Source organism: Vibrio sp. 1580 (genome assembly GCF_033340055.1).
In genome coordinates this window covers 1-667 of sequence record NZ_JAWOVT010000338.1, presented here as the reverse complement: position 1 = coordinate 667, position 667 = coordinate 1, and the positions used below count along the sequence as shown (strand labels likewise).

1 protein-coding gene is annotated in these 667 nt (G+C 48.1%); it reads right to left on the bottom strand.

Annotated features, from left to right (window positions below):
- A partial coding sequence (locus R7093_RS25875) for a cation:proton antiporter (RefSeq protein ID WP_318147101.1) occupies positions 1–667 on the bottom strand: 667 nt, incomplete at both ends.

Below are 667 nucleotides of genomic sequence, written 5' to 3'. Positions count from 1 at the left end.
GACGACCAACGCAGCCGCATGCTCGATATCTGCCGTGTGCAGCATATCTGGTCGGGTTGCGTCACCAAAATAGGCGCGAGTGCCAATCTGGCGCATGTTATCGACTTGGTTGGCTTGATGGTCAAGCACTACCGTTGTTACGCCGTTTGATACTAATAGGCGATTCACAATCTGACCAAAGCGGCCAATACCAGCAATGATGACTGTGCCTGTTTCTTCAATCGTATCGCTTTCGCGTTCATTCGATTGGGTTTCAAAGCGAGGCAAAATCACCCGATCAAACAAAATGAACAAGCCCGGGGTCAGGAACATTGAAATCGCAACGACCAGTGCAAGAGTTTGCGAGAGTTCAAACGGAATGACGTGGTTTTGCACAGAGAAGCTTAGCAACACAAAACCAAATTCACCCGCTTGAGCCAAGCTTAGGGTAAACAGCCAGCGGTTGCTGCCTTTCACTCTAAATATCAGCGCGAGAATAAACAGCACCAAGGCTTTCAATACCATCACGCCAATGGTCAGCGCCATGATCAGCCAGAAATCACCAAATAGAACCGAGAAGTTGATTCCCGCGCCAACGGTAATAAAGAACAGACCCAGCAATAAACCTTTAAATGGTTCGATGTTGGACTCTAACTCGTGGAGGAATTCACTGTTCGCCAATACAACG